The organism is Mycolicibacter virginiensis, from assembly GCF_022374935.2.
GTDB classification, from domain to species: domain Bacteria; phylum Actinomycetota; class Actinomycetes; order Mycobacteriales; family Mycobacteriaceae; genus Mycobacterium; species Mycobacterium virginiense.
In genome coordinates this window covers 4,929,811-4,948,075 of the sequence record NZ_CP092430.2, presented here as the reverse complement: position 1 = coordinate 4,948,075, position 18,265 = coordinate 4,929,811, and the positions used below count along the sequence as shown (strand labels likewise).

Annotated in this window: 17 protein-coding genes; 6 read left to right on the top strand and 11 right to left on the bottom strand. The window is 67.9% G+C overall.

What is annotated here, in order from left to right; all coding sequences use genetic code 11:
* Positions 1–19: 19 nt before the first annotated feature.
* Together MJO54_RS23410 and MJO54_RS23405 are read right to left on the bottom strand one after the other, a co-directional pair.
* Positions 20–835 (bottom strand): sensor domain-containing protein, encoded by an 816-nt coding sequence (locus MJO54_RS23410; RefSeq protein WP_065152024.1) that lies wholly within the window; start codon positions 833–835, stop codon positions 20–22.
* On the bottom strand, positions 832–1,554 hold the full coding sequence (locus MJO54_RS23405) for a sensor domain-containing protein (protein ID WP_046285191.1): 723 nt from the start codon (positions 1,552–1,554) through the stop codon (positions 832–834). The genes MJO54_RS23410 and MJO54_RS23405 overlap by 4 nt, the downstream gene beginning before the upstream one ends.
* A gap of 176 nt (positions 1,555–1,730) precedes the next feature.
* Between MJO54_RS23405 and MJO54_RS23400 the strand changes: the two genes are divergently transcribed.
* The 3 genes from MJO54_RS23400 (at position 1,731) to MJO54_RS23390 (ending at position 4,330) form a co-directional block, all read left to right on the top strand.
* Positions 1,731–2,372 (top strand): sensor domain-containing protein, encoded by a 642-nt coding sequence (locus MJO54_RS23400; protein WP_046285190.1) that lies wholly within the window; start codon positions 1,731–1,733, stop codon positions 2,370–2,372.
* Positions 2,373–2,414: 42 nt separating this feature from the next.
* Positions 2,415–3,086 carry a sensor domain-containing protein gene (locus MJO54_RS23395; protein WP_046285189.1) on the top strand — a complete coding sequence of 224 codons (672 nt, stop codon included), beginning with the start codon at positions 2,415–2,417 and terminating at the stop codon, positions 3,084–3,086.
* Between the two features lie 107 nt (positions 3,087–3,193).
* Positions 3,194–4,330: an adenylate/guanylate cyclase domain-containing protein gene (locus MJO54_RS23390; RefSeq protein WP_240175481.1), complete on the top strand. Its 1,137-nt coding sequence runs from the start codon at positions 3,194–3,196 to the stop codon at positions 4,328–4,330.
* Between the two features lies 1 nt (position 4,331).
* Here MJO54_RS23390 and MJO54_RS23385 read toward each other — a convergent pair whose 3' ends face one another.
* From MJO54_RS23385 to MJO54_RS23345, 9 genes are all read right to left on the bottom strand, one after another.
* A complete protein-coding gene (locus tag MJO54_RS23385; protein ID WP_240175480.1) occupies positions 4,332–4,997 on the bottom strand; it encodes an SDR family oxidoreductase in 666 nt (221 codons plus the stop codon).
* Positions 4,997–5,509, bottom strand: a complete 513-nt coding sequence (locus MJO54_RS23380) for a MarR family winged helix-turn-helix transcriptional regulator (RefSeq protein ID WP_240175479.1) — start codon at positions 5,507–5,509, stop codon at positions 4,997–4,999. The genes MJO54_RS23385 and MJO54_RS23380 overlap by 1 nt, the downstream gene beginning before the upstream one ends.
* Positions 5,510–5,567: 58 nt before the next feature.
* Positions 5,568–6,314 (bottom strand): amino acid ABC transporter ATP-binding protein, encoded by a 747-nt coding sequence (locus MJO54_RS23375; RefSeq protein WP_109519698.1) that lies wholly within the window; start codon positions 6,312–6,314, stop codon positions 5,568–5,570.
* Positions 6,311–8,092, bottom strand: a complete 1,782-nt coding sequence (locus MJO54_RS23370; protein ID WP_240175478.1) for an ABC transporter substrate-binding protein/permease — start codon at positions 8,090–8,092, stop codon at positions 6,311–6,313. Before MJO54_RS23370 ends, MJO54_RS23375 begins: the two co-directional genes overlap by 4 nt.
* Positions 8,074–8,871, bottom strand: coding sequence for an LLM class F420-dependent oxidoreductase (locus MJO54_RS23365; RefSeq protein WP_240175477.1), 798 nt, complete (start codon positions 8,869–8,871; stop codon positions 8,074–8,076). The genes MJO54_RS23370 and MJO54_RS23365 overlap by 19 nt, the downstream gene beginning before the upstream one ends.
* Positions 8,872–8,934: 63 nt before the next feature.
* The gene (locus tag MJO54_RS23360) at positions 8,935–9,819 is read right to left on the bottom strand and encodes an Rv0045c family esterase (protein WP_046285183.1); all 885 of its coding nucleotides are present in this window, start codon (positions 9,817–9,819) and stop codon (positions 8,935–8,937) included.
* A gap of 20 nt (positions 9,820–9,839) precedes the next feature.
* A complete protein-coding gene (locus tag MJO54_RS23355) occupies positions 9,840–10,931 on the bottom strand; it encodes an inositol-3-phosphate synthase (RefSeq protein WP_064888380.1) in 1,092 nt (363 codons plus the stop codon).
* A 79-nt stretch (positions 10,932–11,010) separates the two neighbouring features.
* Positions 11,011–11,550: a PadR family transcriptional regulator gene (locus tag MJO54_RS23350; protein WP_046286214.1), complete on the bottom strand. Its 540-nt coding sequence runs from the start codon at positions 11,548–11,550 to the stop codon at positions 11,011–11,013.
* Positions 11,551–11,790: 240 nt separating this feature from the next.
* Entirely contained in the window at positions 11,791–12,642 is an 852-nt protein-coding gene (locus MJO54_RS23345) for a DUF1707 SHOCT-like domain-containing protein (protein WP_082108404.1), read from the bottom strand.
* Between the two features lie 112 nt (positions 12,643–12,754).
* Between MJO54_RS23345 and MJO54_RS23340 the strand changes: the two genes are divergently transcribed.
* The 3 genes from MJO54_RS23340 to MJO54_RS23330 all read left to right on the top strand — a co-directional run bounded on the left by MJO54_RS23340 (position 12,755) and on the right by MJO54_RS23330 (position 18,256).
* The gene (locus tag MJO54_RS23340) at positions 12,755–13,180 is read left to right on the top strand and encodes a DUF5318 family protein (RefSeq protein WP_046286212.1); all 426 of its coding nucleotides are present in this window, start codon (positions 12,755–12,757) and stop codon (positions 13,178–13,180) included.
* A complete protein-coding gene (locus tag MJO54_RS23335) occupies positions 13,098–15,650 on the top strand; it encodes a transglycosylase domain-containing protein (protein ID WP_434085426.1) in 2,553 nt (850 codons plus the stop codon). The genes MJO54_RS23340 and MJO54_RS23335 overlap by 83 nt, the downstream gene beginning before the upstream one ends.
* 191 nt (positions 15,651–15,841) lie before the next feature.
* On the top strand, positions 15,842–18,256 hold the full coding sequence (locus tag MJO54_RS23330) for a transglycosylase domain-containing protein (RefSeq protein WP_105295010.1): 2,415 nt from the start codon (positions 15,842–15,844) through the stop codon (positions 18,254–18,256).
* The last annotated feature ends 9 nt before the right edge of the window (positions 18,257–18,265 follow it).

Genomic DNA, 18,265 nt, shown 5'->3' with positions numbered 1-18,265 from the left:
GCCTTTCCTCGCATGCCGGTCACGGGTGGGGAATCCAGTCGTTGATCTGATTGCCGATCGCTGTCGCTGCCGATGCCGCGTTGCCGAATTGGCATACGGTCACCGTGAACTCGACGTTGCTGCGGGTCCGGGCCTCATGCGCACAAGTCCAGTCGTTGGGCTTGCCGTCGGCGTACTGGTCCAGCGTCCATCGGGCGGTGTCGGCGGTGATGCCGGACAGGTTGAGCCGCCACGTGATGCGATCGTCGTCACCCTGGCGATGCACCACGGCACCGTCACAGCCGGCCAGGGCTTTCTTATCGAACGTTTTGCCGAAGTTCGCGGCCGCGGTGGCGACATCGGCGAAGGCGGCTACTTCCTGCGCGACGAAATGCTGTGAGCTGTCCTCGCCGTCTCGCACACTCTGGCGCCGGAAGGCGGTGTATTCGTTGGCGTAGCTGTCGGTGTTGGAGCCGAACAACACCGCGCAACCCGCTTTGTCACCCAGGCCGCCGGCCGGCGCACCGGGCCTGGTGAAGACCGTCTCGAATCCCAGCTTCGCGCCGACGACGTTGTTGAGCTCCTCGATCGGAACCAACAGTGCGCCAAGCTTGCCCGGTGTCACCAAGCGCGGCCCGGCGGACGGCGCCGGAGTCGGAGTTGCTGCGGGCTGCCCGCTTGGCTCACCGGCCGGGGCGGCGGGTGCCGTCGGATCCGATTGGACGCTGGGCGGCGCCGCGGCCGCCGCCGGCGCAACCGTGGCGGCGCTGTCCTGGTCGGGGTCGTCACCGGCACAGCCGGCGAGGGTCAGCGCGGCCAGCCCGACACAGCAGCCGGCGATAAGTCGGCGCGTCACGGCAGCTTGACCAGCATCTTGTTGGCCAGCTGAAGGCTCTGCTTGACCAGACCGATGTTGGATCGGCAGGCCGACACCTCGACCACGACGTTGCCCTGCGACGTCATGGCGTGCGAGCAGGCGCCGCCGTCATCGGTGATGTTGTTGACCAGGTAGATGTCGTCGGTGGTGGAGACCACGTTGTTGACGGTCCGGGTCTGCGTGGAGCCGCTGAGGTCGCCGGTCACCTTCTTACGGCCGCAGTCGGTCCAGTTCTGGATGGTGTTGGCCACCATGTTGGCCGCGGCGTGTTCGTCGTCGTAGCTGGAGGCCACCGAGATCACCGAATAGCTGTTCTTGGAACCGAATCCGGTGAGCTCCTGATAGTTCAGGCCGGTGTAGCCACTGCCGTCATAGGTCTTGTCCAGGCCGGCGTAGACCGCGCTGGCGCATTGCGCGTCGGAGGTGCTGGCCGCGCCGGCCACCGGCGAGGTCGCGGTCTTGTACACCGTCAACTCGAGGGGCGGATCCGACGGCCACTTGACGATGGGCGACGCCTCCGCCGAGGTCAGCTGGAGAGCGGCCAGGTCGACGTCCGCGGAGGGCGTGGTGTCGTCGATGCCGGGCACGCCCGGGGTGGCCGAGGCCAGGCCGGGCAGTACCGCCAGCGCCCCGGCGGCGCAGGTCGCGATCGCGAGCGCCAGGTAACCGATTCTCCGGTCGGTGTCGTCCCGTTGCATTGCACGTCCTTAACGTTGGGTCCGTCGGTTCGGTTATCGATGGAACCACATTGCGGACTCCAACGGAGGGGTCTCGGCGGGGAACACCGGATAACATTCGGTCAGCCCCAGCCGCCGGTAGGGGATCTCAACACGGCGAAACGGAATGGATTTCGATGCGAATTCACCTAGCCTCAGTGGTGGCAGTCTCGGCCGCGGCGTTAATCGGGGTGCTCGCGGACGGCTCGATCGCGCAGGCCGCGCCGAGTGCCGTGGACCTGGCTGACGTGCTGGTTCCCGCCGATGAGGTCAGCGAGCGGATGGACACCACGATGCAGGTGATCAGCTCCGAGTCCGGCACTCAGCCGCTGAGTACGCCGACCACTACGCCGGCGAACTGTACGGCGGTGTACGCGCCCGGCTCAGCGGCGGCCTACGACGGCTCGGGTTACACCGACTTCGTCGTGCAGACCCTTCGGCAGCCCGGTGGCGAGCTGAACCCGAACGTGGTCCAGGCCGTCGCTGAGTTCCCCGACGCCAAAGCCGCGCAGACCTACCTCAATGACCAGGCTGCCATCTGGAAGAGCTGCAAGGGCACACCGTTGACCGCCGAGTACACCAATGGGATGAGCGCAGATCTCAAGGCCGGTGTGGTCACCGCGGGAGGACTGGAACTGTTCGCCACGCTGTTCGCGAATCCCATGAAGGGCACGGCGGGCTGCGAGCGGGTGCTGCAGGCCAAGAACAACTACGTCGTCGACGTCCGGCTGTGCACCGACGCCAATCCGGGCGGCAAGGGACGCAGCCTGCGTTCGCAGATTGTCCGCAACCTCGCCTAGCTCCAGCCCTCCCGAACTACGTCGACGAAAGGTCAGCTCGCCATGCGCGATTCGCACACTCTGGGCATGTTCACCGCCGCCATCGCTGCGGCCGGGTGGGTGCTTGCGGCGCCGGCCGTCGCCGCCCCGGTCGAGGCCGGTGACCTCGCGGCGCTGCAGCCCGACCCCGCATCGCTCAACAGCATCTTCGCCGGTCCCGGACTGCGGAACCCCTCGCTGACCGTCACCGACCACGCCAACGGGCTGCGGAACTACAAGTCCATTGAGAAGGGGTGTGTCGGGGCGGTCTATCCGGCAACCGAATCGACTTATGGCGGCACTTCATTCCGCGGGATCGATCTGCAGACCCTCACCAGCGATGTGACCGGTCCGGTTCGGGTGCGGGTTACGACGGTGATCGCCGCGTTCCCCACCGAAGAGGCCGCGTCGGACTTCGTGAGCGAGACCGCGCAGTCCTGGCAGAACTGCGCCGGTGACCAGGTCAACCTGACGCTGCCCGGCCAAGACGACGAGCAGTGGTACGTGCAGACCCCGTCGGAGGCCGGCGACGGCTTCGCGGTACGCACCAACCGGGTCTCGGACCACTCGACGTGCTCGCACGTGATCACCGGAAAGTCCAACGCGGCCATCGAGGTTCTGGTGTGCAGCAGCGGGATCGTGTCCGATCAGGCGCTCAAGGTAGCCGACCAGGTCCGGGCGGGCATCATCGGCTGACCCGAATCAACCGGGCCGGGGCGGCCGGACCACCACGTCCTGCGGGTGCACCCGGGGTACGGATGGCCGGCCAACCTGGCGGTGTGGCAACGATTTGAGGCGACAGGATGTGGGCCGAGAGCGGAGCATTCCACGAGACGCTGGCGGAGCTGGGGCTGTTCGACGGTCTGGATGCCAGTGCCCGCGAGGAGCGTGCCGAGCTGGTGGTCTGGTTGCTGGAGGAGGGCTTCGGGCTGGACCAGATCCGCGCCAAGGTGGCGCCGATGCTGATGCCGGCGCATCGTGCGCTGGGCGACGACGGCAAATACGTGTCAGAACGTGCGGTCAGCGCCGACCACGGCATTGATCTGGCCCTGTTGCAGGGCATCGAACGTGCGCTGGGGCTGCCGCGGTTGGATGATCCCGATGCCGCCCTGCTTTTGCGGGCCGACGGCGAGGCCGCCGTGCGATTGCAGCGACTTGTCGGGGCCGGTCTGGACCCGGGCCAGGTGCTGCTGATGATCCGCCGGCTTTCCGAGGGCATATCCCGGGCGGTTCCGGCGTTCCGGTACAGCACCATATCGGCGATCATGCGGCCGGGCCTCACCGAGCTTGAGGTCGCCAAAGCCCACGAGGAGATCGTGCGAACCGTTATCCCCTTGTTGGGGGACATGATTCGCGACATTCTGTTTGTCCAGCTGCGGCGGGTGCTGGAAGGTGAGGAGGTCAACGCCACCGAGCGGGCGGCCGGGGTTGCGCTGCCCGGGGCGCGGCAGCTCGCGGTGGCCTTCGCCGACATGGTCGGGTTCACCCGGCTGGGCGAGGCGATACCGCCCGAGGAACTGGTGGGACTCGTTGAACGCCTTGCCGATCTGGCGCACGAGGTGGTCAACCCTCCGGTGCGGCTGGTCAAGACGATCGGCGATGCGGTGATGCTGGTGTCGTCCGACGCCGCGAAGCTGCTCGGCGCCACGCTGCAGCTGCTGGACCGCGCCGCCGACGACCCCGACCTGCCGCAACTGCGGGCCGGTATCGCGTCGGGATGGGCGGTGAGCCGCGCCCGGGATTGGTTCGGCAGCCCGGTCAATGTCGCGAGCCGGGTCACCAGCGTCGCCGAGCCCGGCGAGGTCATGACGGAGGGCGCGGCCCGCGAGGCCATCGGGGAGGCCCCGGGGTACGCCTGGTCGTTTGTTGGAACCCGTGCACTGAAGGGTGTGGAGGGCGAGACCAAATTGTTCCGGGTGCGGCGGCAGGAAACCCGATAGCTCAGCGCGGCCGGATCACCACTTCTTGCAGCTGTGCCTCGGCGGGTGTGCGTATCGCGGCGGCCACCACTTCGGCCACGGTGTCGGGACGCAGGAAGCGGGCCGGGTCGTACTCGCCGCCCTCATAGGCGACCAGGTCTTGCTGCATGTCGGTGTCGACCCGGCCCGGGTACACGGTGGTGACCCGTAGTGCCGGCTCGTCACTGCGCAGTGAATCCGCGAACGCCCGCAGCGCGAACTTGCTCGCCGAATACGACGCCATTCCCGGGGAAACCCGGTGTCCGGCACCGGAGTTGATGAAGACCACCTGCCCGCGGGCCGCCCGCAACGCGGGTAACAGAGCCAGGGTCAGGGCCACCGCACCGAATACGTTCACCTCGAACGTGGCCCGCCACTCCTCGATATAGGACTCGCCGGCAGCACCCGGCAGCATCACCCCGGCGTTGTGCACCAAGACGTCGAGTTCGTCGACGATCTCGGTGGCTGCGTCGATCCCGTCGATGTCGGCCAGGTCGAGCGGCCAGGTGGTGGCACCGAGCCTTTCGGCCACCGCGTCGAGACGCGCTGATGGCCGACCGGCGAGCAATAGGGTGTGGGTGGGCGCCAATGCCGCCGCTATCGCCGAACCGATACCGCCGCCGGCTCCGGTGATCAGAGCAGTCGGCATCAACCGCAATCCATGGGGCAGCCCGCATCGCCGGCGGCTGCCGGTTCGACACCGTCACAGGTGGCCAGGCGCTCCAGGGGCTCGAGCGCCCGGGTCAGGGTGTCCAGGTCTTCCTGGCTGAGCTTGCTCAGCATCGCCGCCAGCGCGGCGTGCCGGTTTGCCAGCGACTCGCGGTGGCTGGCCAGGCCTTCGGGGGTGATGTCAACCAGCACCGCCCGCAGATCGGACGGATCCCGGCTGCGCTTGACCAGGCCGATCTTCTCCAGGCGGCGGATCGCCACCGTGGTGGTGGGGGTGCGGACCCGTTCGTGAGCGGCCAGCTCGGTCATGCGGATGGGGCCGCGATTCAGCAGCGTGATCAGGATCGACAGCTGAGCCAGGGTCAACTCGCCGGTCGGCGTGCCTCTGCTGATGTCGCCGCGCCGCAGTATCGAAAAGAGTTTGGACAGCGAGCGGTGCAAGCCTTCCGCGATCGCCGTCACCTGCGGCGTATCGGCAGTGCTCTCCGTCATAGTTCGCCAGTCTAACCGGCGGTCCCCACGAGGGGTGATAGGTCTGCGAAGGTTGCTGTCACAACACTTGGGACAGGAACTTCTGCAGCCGCTCCGTCGCTGCGTTGTCGAACAGCTGATCCGGCGGGCCGGACTCCACGACCCTGCCCCGGTCCATGAAGACCACCGTGTCCGACGCGGAGCGGGCGAAGCCCATCTCATGGGTGACCACGACCATCGTCATGCCGTCGGCGCCGAGTTCGGCGATCAACGCCAGGATCCCCTTGACCAACTCCGGGTCCAGCGCCGAGGTGGCCTCGTCGAAAAGCATCACCTGCGGCTGCATCGCCAGCGCCCGGGCGATCGCCACCCGTTGTTGCTGGCCGCCGGAGAGCGCCGACGGGCGCGAGGCGGCCTTGTTCTTCAGCCCGACGCGGTCCAGCAGGCCCAGCGCGAGCTCGCGGGCCGCGTCGTCGGACATCCCGCGCAGCTTGCGCGGAGCCAGCGTGATGTTGTCCAGCACGCTGCGGTGCGGGAACAGATTGAAATGCTGGAACACCATCCCGATCCGCTGGCGCAGCTCGTCGGGGTCGTCGGCCAGCACCGATCGGCCACCCAGCAGGACATCGCCTGCGTCGGGTTCGTGGAGCCGGTTCAAGGTGCGCAGCATCGTCGACTTACCCGAGCCGGAGGGACCGATCACCGCGGCGGTGGCGCCCGCCGGCACGTCGAGGTCGACCCCGCGCAGCACCTGATGTTTGCCGAAGGACAACTGAATCCCCTTGGCCGCCAACGACACCGGCTCGCGGTCCGACGGCGCTGTCACGTCATCTCCTGACTGGAGATCGCCGGGCTCAGCTCGACGAAATCGTCGGCTTCGGCGGGCCGGCCGCGCCGCAACCGATGATCGACGAAGTTGACCAGGTGTGTCAGCGGAATGGTCAGGGCCAGATAGAGGACGCCGGCGGCCACCAGGGGGGAGAGGCTGCCGGTCTGGGCGTTGAAGTCGCGGCCCACCTGGAAAAGCTCCCGCTGACCGGCGACCAGACCGAGGAAGTACAGCAGCGCCGATGCCTTCAGCAGAGCGATGAACTGGTTGACCAGCGCCGGCAGTACTCGCCGGATGCCCTGCGGGATCACCACCAGGCGCATCGCCGCCGGGTAGCCGAAACCCAGTGCGCGCGAGGCCTCCAGCTGGCCGGACTCCACGCTCTGGATGCCCGAGCGCAAGATCTCCCCGATATAGGCCGCCGCGGTCAGCCCCAGCGCCGCGATCCCCAACGGGTACGGGTTGTTGTGTGTCAGCCCGCCCACCAGCGGCCCGACCGCCAGGCCGATCAGCAGGATGATCAGCACCTCGGGCAGTCCCCGGAAGATGTCGGTGTAGATCCGCGCCGGCCAGCGCAGCCATCGGGTGCGCGAGAGTCCGGCCACGGCCAGACCCAGCCCCGCCACCAAGCCGATGGCGCCACCGCTCACCGTCAGCAGCAGCGTGTTGGGCAGACCGGTCTTGAGCAGGTCCGGCAGCGCGCGCCGGTACAAGTGCCAGTCGAAGAAGGAGTCGCGGAGCTGCGCCAGCGTGGATTTGGGCGTGTACGGCTCTGACTCGAGCCGGTGATGCCGCGCCGCGATCGCGGCGAAGTCCGGCAGATGCGGGGTGGCCGCCGACTTGGAACCCGGCTGCCAGTCCGGCGGCAACGGCCGCGGCACCCAGTCGGTGAACAGCTGCGGCCAGGTGCCGTCTTCGATGACCGCGTCCAGGCCGGAGTTCAGCGCCGAGATCAGCGCCTGGTTGCCCTTGGCCACCGCGTAGGCCTCGAAGCCGGCCGGGCTGAAGGTATAGCTCACGATCTGCGCCGGATCGCCGGGCTTCAGCAGGTTCAGTGCGGTGAGCGACGGCGCCACCCACGCGTCCACCTGGCGGCTTTTCAGGCTGGCGTACAGCGTGATCGAGTCGGGGAACCGCACCGGTTCGACTTCCAGGGTGTCGACGACGTAGGCGTCTTCGACGGTGCCCTGGACCACCGCGATGCGCTGCCCGCTGGTCAGGGAGTCGTATCCGGTGATCCCGGATCCGGCCGGGACCACCAGGGCCATGTAGCCGAAGTCGTAGCCGTTGGTGAAGCCGACGGTGCGGCGCCGCTCGTCGGTGGCGTTGATCGATGCCGACCCGACGTCGAAACGTCCCGATTCCACTTGGGCCAGCAGGCCGAAGAAGTCGGTGCCGACGAAGTGGACTCGTAGGCCCAGTTTCTTGGCGATGGCCCGCAGCAGTTCATTGTCGAACCCGCTGTAGCGGCCTTTGGCGTTGATGCAGTTCGTCGGGGGGCTTTCGGTCAGCGTGCCGACCGTCAGCACACCCGGGGTGCCCAGCCCGAGCTTGGTCACATCAATCGAACTGAGCGGTTCGACGCCGGCCGTGGTGTATTTGTCCTCGCGTGGCCGCTTGGCGTTGGCCAGTTTGACCGGCAGCGCGACGGCGGCCTGCTCCCCGGGCGGGGTGCACAGGTCCGGGGCGGCCCCGGCCGGCGGCACCGCCGCCAGACCGCACACGATCAGGCAGGTGGCGATGAACGCCGCGAGCCTTATTGCTGGTCGCGCCATCGGCACAGCGCCTCGGCGGCGGACAGGTCGTAGTCGGGTCCGCTGCTGCCGATGGTCAGCAGGCTCACCCCCAGGCGCGTCAACGCATCCGCCTCGGCGAGTAACTCGGCCACGCTGCCGCGCGTCTGGTCGCCGCCCAGCGCCGCGGAGTGTTCGATCGTGGCGGGGTCTCGCCCGACGGCGGCGCAGTGCTCGGCGAGCACGGCGGCCTTGTGCGGGTAGCTGTCGGCGTCGGCGAAGCTGTGCCACATGTCGGCGTGTTCGGCGACCAGGCGCAGGGTCTTGCGCTCCCCGCCGCCGCCGATCAACAGCGGCATCGCCCGGGTGGGTGGCGGATTGAGCTGGGCCAGGCGGCTTTTGATGCGCGGCAGTGCGCCGGCCAGGTCGTCGAGGCGGCTGCCTGCGGTCCCGAACTCGTAGCCGTATTCTCGGTAGTCCCGGTGCTTCCAGCCCGAACCGATGCCCAGGATCAGCCGGCCGTCGCCAATGTGGTCGACGGTGCGGGCCATGTCGGCGAGCAGCTCCGGGTTGCGATAGGAGTTACACGACACCAGCGCGCCGATCTGGATGCGCGAGGTCTGCTCGGCCCAGGCGGCCAGCATGGTCCAGCATTCGAAGTGCGGTCCGTCGCGGTCGCCGTAGAGCGGGAAGAAGTGGTCCCAGTTGAAGGCGATGTCGACACCGGTGTCTTCGCAACGCCGGACCGCGTCGCGGATGGCGCCGTAGTGCGCCGCGTGTTGGGGCTGCAGTTGGACGGCGATGCGGATGGGCCGGGCCATCTCGCCACCTTATCCCCGGAATTGCCGGGTATCAGGCGAGTGGACCGACGGGTTGATGGGGTTTCAGGCGAGGGTCATGCGAAGCAGCTCGACCAGCACGCGAGGCCGATCACTTTGCACGGAGTGTCCGGCGCCGTCCACCACGTGGGTGGTCAGCCCCGGCGAGCGTTGCGTGTACTCGGCGACGTCGTCGGCGGTCACGAAGAACGAATCGCCGCCGCGGATCAAGGTGGTGGGCGCGGTGATCGCCGAGACATCGGTCCACAGTTCGGTGAAGTCGCCGACGGAGCGGATGGTGTCGTAGCGCCAGGTCCAGCTGCCGTCCGGCAACCGGCGGGTGTTGTGGAGCAGCCCGCGTCGCAGCGACTCCTGATCCCGGTGCGGTGCGGCGGCGGCGGTGACGGCCAACAGCGACTCGAAATCGGGGAAGGTCCGGTCGCCTTGGGCCAATGACACGGTCCCGCGGTCGGCGGCACTCATCTCGGCATGGCGCTGCAACGCCGATGGCGTCACATCCACAATCGCCAATCGGCGCACCAGCTCGCCGGCGGTGGCCGCCAGGCGGATCGCGGTCAGCCCGCCCAGGGACATGCCGACTACCAACTCGGCATCCGGTGCCAGCTCCTGCAGCACGGGCGCCAGGGTGGCGGCATTGCGCTGCGGTGAGTAGTCGCCGTCCTCGCGCCACGCCGAACGGCCATGGCCGGGCAGGTCCACCGCCAGCGCGGGCTCGCCGAGCCCGAGGATGACGGTGTCCCAGGTGTGAGCGTTCTGCGCGCCGCCATGCAGGAACACCACCCGCGGCGGTGCCGAACCCCAGCGCAGTGCACTGACTTCGCCGGTCTCGATCCGCTCCACATCGGGCAATGGACCGGCCAGACCGGCCTGCTCGGCGTTGCCCCCCAAGAGGGCGAACTCCGAGAGGCCGGCCAGCTCGTCGTCAGTCATTTCCGGCGCAGAGTCGGCGTCTAGCCGACGATGAATTCCTCGAGCTGGGCGCGCGCGACGTCGTCAGCGAGCTGCTTGGGCGGGCTCTTCATCAGGTACGCCGATGCCGGCAGGATCGGTCCGCCGATGCCGCGGTCCTTGGCGATCTTGGCGGCACGCACCGCGTCGATGATGATGCCGGCCGAGTTCGGCGAGTCCCACACCTCGAGCTTGTACTCCAGGTTCAGCGGTGCGTCACCGAAGGCGCGGCCTTCCAGCCGCACGTAGGCCCACTTGCGGTCGTCGAGCCAGGCGACGTGGTCGCTTGGTCCGATGTGGACGTTCTTGTCCTCGACCTTGCCGGCCAGCGAGCCGGTCAGGTTAGAGGTGACGGCCTGGGTCTTGGAGACCTTCTTGGACTCCAGCCGCTCACGCTCGAGCATGTTCTTGAAGTCCATGTTGCCGCCGACGTTGAGCTGGTAGGTGCGGTCGAGGGTGACCCCGCGGTCCTCGAACAGCTTGGCCATCACACGGTGGGTGATGGTGGCGCCCACCTGGCTCTTGATGTCGTCGCCGACGATCGGCACGCCGGCGTCGGCGAACTTCTTGGCCCACACCGGGTCGGAGGCGATGAACACCGGCAGCGCGTTGACGAATGCGACGCCTGCGTCGATGGCGCACTGGGCGTAGAACTTGTCGGCCTCTTCCGAACCCACCGGCAGGTAGGAGACCAGCACGTCGACCTTGGCCTCGCGCAGCGCGGCGACCACGTCCACGGCCTCGGCGTCGGAAACCTCGATGGTCTCGGCGTAGTACTTGCCGATGCCGTCCAGGGTCGGGCCGCGCTGCACGATGACGTTGGTCGGCGGCACGTCAGCGATCTTGATGGTGTTGTTCTCCGAGGCGAAGATGGCCTCGGACAGGTCGAAGCCGACCTTCTTGGCGTCCACGTCGAACGCGGCGACGAACTTGACGTCGCGGACGTGGTACGGGCCGAAGCGCACGTGCATCAGGCCGGGGACCGTGGAGGTGTCATCGGCGTTCTGGTAGTACTGGACGCCTTGGACCAGCGAGGACGCGCAGTTGCCGACGCCGACAATGGCGACCCGCACATCCGTCGTTTGCTCAGTCATTTTCGACGCTCTCCTTTTTCTGCTTTCACTGCTGACGTGCTGTGTTGTGGTTCCCCGATGCCCGCGTCCGTATGCAGGATCAGGGTTGTTCGGCCCGGTTCGATGCGCGCTCGGCCGCGATCAGCTCGTTGAGCCAATTGACCTCCCGCTCGCTGGACTCCAGTCCGAGCTGGTGCAGCTGGCGGGTATAGCGGTCCAACGAGTTGCTGGCCCGTGCCACCGCGTTGCGCAGGCCTTCCCGGCGTTCTTCCACCTGCCGGCGGCGGCCTTCGAGGATCCGCATCCGAGCCTCGGCCGGGGTGCGGTTGAAGAACGCCAGGTGGACTCCGAAGCCGTCGTCGGTGTAGTTCTGCGGGCCGGTGTCGGACACCAGCTCGTTGAATCGCTGACGGCCGGCGTCGGTCAGCCGGTACACCCGGCGGGCCCGGCGCACCGGGGTCCCCGTCGGCGCGGCGTCCTCGGCGATCACGCCGGCCAGCTGCATGCGCCGCAGTGCGGGATACAGCGAACCGTAGGAGAACGCCCGGAACGCACCCAGCAGACCGGTCAACCGCTTCCGGAGCTCGTAGCCGTGCATCGGCGACTCGAGCAACAAGCCCAAAATGGCGAGCTCAAGCACTCCAGTCACCTCCTCAAGATGGTGTAGCTACGACCGGTCGACGGTTCGCGCCATAGTATCGCGCCGATATAACTGCGCCCAAGTGGCTATTGTTCGCCAGGTGTTCAGTCGCACTAACCCCGCGGTTCAGCGAGGCTCGACGCAGGCGAGGCGAAGCTGGGACCGCCGCATTAATCCCGCAGTTCAGCGAGGCTCGACGCAGGAGAGGTGAAGCTGGGACCGCCGCATTAATCCCGCAGTTCAGGACGGGTAGTTGATGCGTTTGACGGTGCCGTCGCCCGCGAAGGCGATGTAGCCGCTGCCGTAGTCGCTGGAAACATACACCGACAGCGATAAAGCCCCCGGCGTCGTGGGATCCCGCGCCGGATCGACGATCAGGTAGGTGCTTTTCACGTCGGCTGGTTTGATCCCGAGCGTCTCGGGAGCTCCCCGCAGGATCCCGACCGCAGCCTTCACGTCGAATGCGCCCAGATCGACCAGCACATCGTCACTGCTCTTGGACGAAGTGGACGGGTCATCCCAGCCGCCACGGTAGGAGTAGTCCAGCTTGCGGCGCTCTTCGCCGGGGTCGGGCCGATCCAGTGATGCGTAGTCGGGATAGACCACCAGCCGGTAGCCCATGGTGTCGCCGAACTTCTGGCGGGCCTGCTCGAGCAGGCCGGTGAGACCGCCCAGGGACTGCAGCTGTCGTGGTGGGGTGAGCACCACCGGCGCGACGCCGTCCGGCTTCGCCCCGGGATCAGAGGTGAAACTCAGCGGGGAGCTGGTGTTTCCGTACATCGCCCAGCCGAGCAGCATGCCCGCCACCAACGCGGTGCTCAGTGCACCCAGTGCCTTGAGGGCGACACTGCGCACGCCGAATTTCGTGGGATTGCCCAACGTCGGCAGCTTGACCGGCGCGGTCTCGGTCTGCAGGTCGCCGACCAGGGAATGCAGGTCGCCCAGCGTCACGGCTCGGGTGGCCGCGCTGATTCGCTCCTGGTGCTCCGCGCTGGACACCTGCCCCTCGCCCAGTGCGCTGTCCAGGATCCGGCAGACGTCGTCCCGGTCGCTGTCCTTGGCCCGCGTGCCTGCGGTCTGCCGTGTCGCCACGGCGACGATCGTAAAAGAATGCTGCCCGGTGGTGACGGCGAATCCGCCGGTTGGCGCCGGTTGGGGGCGTTGATCGCGAGCGCCGGTGAGGACCCGACGTACTCTGGTCACCGTGCGATTGCAGCGACAGGTAGTGGACTACGCGCTCCGGCGCCGTTCCCTGCTGGCCGAGGTCTACTCCGGGCGTACCGGGGTCACCGAGGTGTGTGACGCCAACCCGTATCTGCTGCGCGCCGCGAAGTTCCACGGCAAGGCCAGCGCGGTGGTCTGCCCCATCTGCCGCAAGGAGCCACTCACCCTAGTGTCGTGGGTATACGGCGACCAGCTGGGTGCGGTCTCGGGCTCGGCGCGTTCCGCCGAGGAACTGGTCCTGTTGGCCACCCGCTTCTCGGAATTCTCGGTGTATGTCGTCGAGGTGTGCCGGACCTGCAGCTGGAATCACCTGGTGAAGTCATATGTGTTGGGCCTCGCGAGCCCGCCCAAGGGATCCCGCGGTCGACGGCCGGCACGCAGCGGAGCCCGTACCGCCAGTGAGTAAACATCACGACGACGGGTCCGACGCTGGCTCGGCCCGGCCCTCCGACGCTGCCGGACGCCGCCCACCGGCGGGGCCCGATGACCGACAGACCACGATCATTCCGGCAGTTGACGATGCCGTGACTGCCGATCTGCGGGACCCGATCGATGCGGTACGGGCGGCCCTCGACGGGACGCCCCCACAACGCGAGCAGACGTTGAGTGGCCGGATCCCGCGGCGCGAGCCACCGCCGGAGCAGCCGTCCGTACCGCCGCGGCGGGCGGAGCGCTCCGCTCCCACCGACGCACCGGGCCCGCCGAATCCGCTGGATTGGCTGCGCGCGCATCCACCGAATTGGCGGTGGATCCGGCGCGGGCTCTACACCGCCGTCGTGGTGATGCTGCTGTTGCCGGTCATCACCTTCGCGATGGCCTACTCCATCACCGATGTGCCTTCGCCCGGCGACATCCGAACCAACCAGGTGTCGACGATCCTGGCCAGCGACGGCTCCGAGCTGGCCAAAATCATTCCGCCGGAAGGCAACCGCGTCGATATCGACATCAACCAGGTGCCGGTCTACGTGCGCAACGCGGTGTTGGCGGCTGAGGACCGCGACTTCTACTCCAACCCGGGCTTCTCGGTGTCGGGTTTCGCCCGTGCGATCAAGAACAACCTGTTCGGTGGGGACACCCAGGGCGGTTCGACGATCACCCAGCAATACGTCAAGAACGCCCTGGTCGGTTCCGAGCGGGCGGGCATGGGCGGATTGGTCCGCAAGGCCAAAGAGCTGGTGATCGCCACCAAGATGTCGAGTGCCTGGCGCAAAGACGATGTGCTGCAGGCCTATCTGAACATCATCTACTTCGGCCGCGGTGCCTATGGGATCGCCGCGGCGTCACGGGCCTACTTCGACAAGCCCGTCGAGGAGCTCGACATCGCCGAGGGCGCGCTGCTGGCCGCCCTGATCCAGCGGCCGTCCACGTTGGACCCCGCGGTCGATCCAGAGGGTGCCCTCGACCGGTGGAGCTGGGTGCTCGACGGCATGGTGGAGACCGGAGCCCTTTCCGCCAGTGAGCGCGCCGCCCAAGAGTTTCCGTCCACGGTGTCGCCCGAACTGGCCCGCAGCCAGAACATCACCACCGGGCCCAACGGGTTGATCCAGCGGCAGGTCACCAGTGAGCTGCTCGAGCTGTTCAACATCGACGAACAGACGCTCAACACCCAGGGCCTGCAGATCACCACCACCATCGACCCGGCGGCGCAGGATGCCGCCGAAGACGCGGTGGCCACCTATCTCAAAGACCAGATCCCCAACATGCGAACCGCGGTCGTGTCCATCGACCCGCGCAACGGCGCGGTGCGCGCCTACTACGGCGGATCGGATGCCAACGGCTTCGACTTCGCCCAGGCCGGACTGCAGACCGGGTCGTCGTTCAAGGTGTTCGCCCTGGTGGCCGCGTTGGAGCAGGGCATCGGCTTGGGCTATCAGATCGACAGTTCACCGCTGACCCTCGACAACGGCCGGACCAAGATCACCAATGCTGAGGGCGAGGGCTGCGGTGTCTGCAACATCGCCGAGGCGCTCAAGCGTTCGCTGAACACCGCTTACTACCGGCTGATGCTCAAACTCAAGAACGGGGCGCAGGACGTCGCCGACGCCGCACATCAGGCAGGGGTCGCCAAGAGCTTCCCCGGCGTGCCGCACACCCTGTCGCAGGACGGCGGTCCGCCCGAAGGCGGAGTGGTGCTGGGCCAGTACCAGACCCGGGTGATCGACATGGCCTCGGCGTACGCGACGCTGGCGGACTCCGGCATCTACCACCCGCCGCACTTCGTGGAGAAGGTGGTCAGCGCCGACGGCCGCGTGCTGTTCGATGCCCAGACCTCCGAGGACACTGGCGAGCAGCGCATCCCCAAGGCGGTTGCCGACAACGTCACCGCCGCCATGCAGCCCATCGCCGGCTGGTCGCGCGGGCACAACCTGGCCGGTGGACGGGCGTCGGCGGCCAAGACCGGCACCACCCAGCTGGGCGACACCGGGGCTAACCGGGACGGCTGGATGGTCGGCTACACGCCGTCGCTGTCGACCGCGGTCTGGGTGGGCACCACCGGGGGAGACGAACCGCTGGTGAATCAGTGGGGTGGTCCGGTCTACGGCGCGGGCATCCCAGCCGACATCTGGAAGGCCACCATGGACGGCGCCCTCAAGGGCACCCCCAACGAAACCTTCCCCACGCCCACCGAGATCGGCGGTTATGCCGGCGTCCCGGCCGCGCCGCCACCGCCTCCGCCGATGGACGCCGGCCCGCCGGCGCCTCCGGAGGAGACCGTCATCCAGCCGACGATCGAGATCGCGCCGGGCATCACCATCCCGATCGGTCCGCCCACCACGATCACGGCCGCCCCGCCGGCGCCGCCGGCGCCCCCTGTGCAGCAGGCGCCCGAGCCGGGCGGCCCGCCTGCGGCCGAGCCGCTGCCCCCTGCGCCGTAGTGCGTTTGTGACCTCGTTTCAACCCGATGGTGAGTCCACGGAAGTAATCTGTTGACCATGCGACTGCAGCGACGCGTGGGGGACGACTGGCTGCTGAGCACTTCGCCGATCGTCGAAAAGGGTTGCGGCCGAATCGGGATGGCGAAGGGCCGGAAGCCCGACTCCTACCTGCAAGGACGCCCTGGGCGCACATGAAAACGCGGGGCCCGACAGCGCCGGGTGCCGACAGCGCTGAAGAAGACCACTTCTTGACGACCACCAACGTCAAGCCCACCGATGAAGCGGGCGGGACGGATGCCGATACCCCCGCAGGCGAGTCCGCCGACTGCACCGATGACGAGTCGGACCGCCACGAGCGCCTCGAAGCGGTTAAGGCCGCCATGGAGCGTCCGCGCCCGGACAGCGAAAGGCCCGGTGTCCCAGCCGATTCGCCGGCAGCTCTCCCGGAAGATCTGGCAGCCGAGCCCGACCAGCACGAATCGCGGCGACGGAAGTGGCTTTGGGCCAGACGCGGCCTGTACGCCGCCGCCGCGGCGCTCCTGGCGGTGCCGGTCGTCACCTTCGGGATGGCCTACCGCACTGTGGAGGTCCCCGAACCCGGCGACATCCACACCACGCAGGTGTCGACAATCCTCGCTTCCGATGGCACCGAGCTGGCGAAAATCGTTCCGCCGGACGGGAATCGGATTGACATCAAGCTGGACCGGGTACCGGTTCACGTACGTGACGCGGTATTGGCCGCCGAGGACCGAGACTTCTACACCAACTCCGGTTTCTCGGTTTCGGGGCTGTTTCGGGCGGTCAAGAACAACCTGACCGGCGGAGACACCCAGGGCGGTTCGACCATCACCCAGCAGTACGTCAAGAACGCGCTGGTCGGGTCGGAGCGGGCCGGAATGGGCGGACTGGTCCGCAAGGGCAAAGAGCTCGTCATCGCCACCAAGATGTCCGAGGCGTGGTCCAAGGACGAAGTGTTGGAGGCCTACCTCAACATCATCTACTTCGGCCGCACCACCTACGGGATCAACGCGGCCGCCCGGGCGTACTTCGACAAGAAGGTCGAGGACCTCACCGTGTCCGAGGGCGCCTTGCTGGCGGCGGTGATTCAGCGGCCGTCCGCGTTGGATCCGGCGATCAACCGCGACCGCGCCGTCGACCGGTGGAATTGGGTACTCGACGGCATGGTGCAAACTGGCGCCCTGACGCTCAGCGAGCGGGCCAAGCAGTTCTTCCCGACGACGATCCCGCCCGACCAGGCCCGCAATGCCGACCAGGCCTCCGGGCCCTCCGGGCTGATTCAGCGTCAGGTCACCGAAGAGTTGCTCGACATGTTCCACATCGACGAGCAGACCCTGAACATGGAAGGCCTGCGCATCACCACCACGATCGACATGAAGGCGCAGCGGGCGGTGGAGAAAGCCGTCAGAGCGACCATGGCTGGGCAAAAACCGAGTATGCGTACCGCGGTGGTCTCCATCGATCCACGCAACGGCGCGGTGCGGGCCTACTACGGCGGCGACGAGGTCGGCGGCTTCGACTTCGCGCAGGCCGGCTTGCAGACCGGTTCCTCGTTCAAGGTGTTCGCCTTGGTGGCGGCGCTGAAACAGGGCATCGGCCTGGGCGAGCAGATCGACAGCGGTCCACTGACGGTCGGCAAGACCAAGATCAGCAACGTGGGTGGTGCCAGCTGCGGAGTCTGCAACATCGCCGAGGCGCTCAAACGGTCGCTGAACACGGCCTACTACCGGCTGATGCTCAAGCTCAAGCACGGACCGCAGGACGTCGCCGACGCCGCACACCAGCTCGGGGTCGCTAAGAGCTTCCCGGGTGTCGCGCACACCCTGTCGCAGGACGGCCTTGGCGGGCCCCCGGAGAACGGCATCGTGCTTGGCCAGTACCAAACTCGGGTGATCGACATGGCGTCGGCGTACGCGACCCTGGCCGACTCCGGCATGTACCACCGCCCGCACTTCATCCAGAAGGTCGTGGGCCCCGACGACCGGGTGCTCTTCGACGTAGCGGCCGCCAAGGACTCCGGGGAGCAGCGAGTCCCCAAAGCGGTCGCCGACAACGTCACCGACGCCATGAAGGCGATTCCGAGCTGGTCGGGCGGGCACGACCTGGCTGGTGGGCGCCCGGCCGCGGCCAAGACCGGCACCACCCAGCTCGGCACCACCGGGGCTAACCGGGACGCCTGGATGGTCGGCTACACGCCGACCCTGTCGACCGCGGTCTGGGTGGGCACCACCGGCGGCGACGAACCGCTGACGAACAAGTGGGGCGGGCCGGTATACGGCGCGGGCCTGCCGGCCGACATCTGGAAAGCCAGCATGGATGGCGCGCTGTGGGGTGACCCGATCGTGCAGTTCCCCAAGCCCACCGAGATCGGCGGCTCCGCCGGCGTACCGACCAGCGCGCCCATCCCGGTGCAGTACGACTGGTATTCGCCGCCGCCGCCTCCACAAGACTTTGACGAGCCGCCGCCTCCGCCGCCGGGCTTCCCGATGCCGGAGCCCTTCCCGCCGCCACCACCCCCGCCGCCGCCTCCACCACCCCCGCCGCCGGAGCCGCCACCGCCGCCCCCGGCGCCGGAGGCTCTCCCGTGAGCCAGGAGA